The organism is Neisseria sp. HMSC03D10 (assembly GCF_001807625.1).
GTDB classification, from domain to species: domain Bacteria; phylum Pseudomonadota; class Gammaproteobacteria; order Burkholderiales; family Neisseriaceae; genus Neisseria; species Neisseria mucosa.
Genome location: NZ_KV789530.1, coordinates 1 through 578 on the forward strand (window position 1 = coordinate 1; position 578 = coordinate 578).

Genomic DNA, 578 nt, shown 5'->3' on the forward strand with positions numbered 1-578 from the left:
GGCTTATACGGCCAATAATATCCGGTCATTCGCTCGGTAAGGTTTACTACATGGTCGAATCCGTTTTGTTTTCTACCTTTTACACTGCAAGATCCACTGAAGGCATCTAAATTTTTAGTCGATTTGCCATTGTAAAACCTTAAAACAAATTCCCATACTATATACAAATATCCCAAGTCTCCAAGTTCTATATCGGCGTATTCTTTATGCACTTTTAGCCGAGTAATCATTGCCATAAATTATTCCTCATCAAAAATTTCAAAATGTAATTTAATCGTTCCCCCTCCGGCAATATGCAACAGATGCGGTTCTTTTTTCGTTTTTTTCTCCTGCTCGAATACAACTTTCTGCGGTGATGACGTATTAACAATCATCGTTTCACCTTTACTGTTTGTTATTCCTTCAATTTGACTACCATCCTCCAGTGTTAAAGTATATGGACGGTTTCTTACGACTTTCTGAGTTTTTCTGTCTCTCAAAATATAACGACCCGAATAGATTTGTTTGAAATCGGGTAATTTCACAGGTACATTCGATGGAATGGTTACCACCAACGGCGCCCTCACCCTTACCACCTT

Annotated in this window: 2 protein-coding genes; both read right to left on the reverse strand. The window is 38.2% G+C overall.

The window, feature by feature from the left end; all coding sequences use genetic code 11:
* On the reverse strand, nt 1–236 hold a 236-nt coding region (locus HMPREF3066_RS13315; protein ID WP_210385696.1), incomplete at its 3' end, for a hypothetical protein.
* Nucleotides 237–239: 3 nt separating this feature from the next.
* A partial coding sequence (locus tag HMPREF3066_RS12770; RefSeq protein ID WP_210385697.1) for a hypothetical protein occupies nt 240–578 on the reverse strand: 339 nt, incomplete at its 5' end.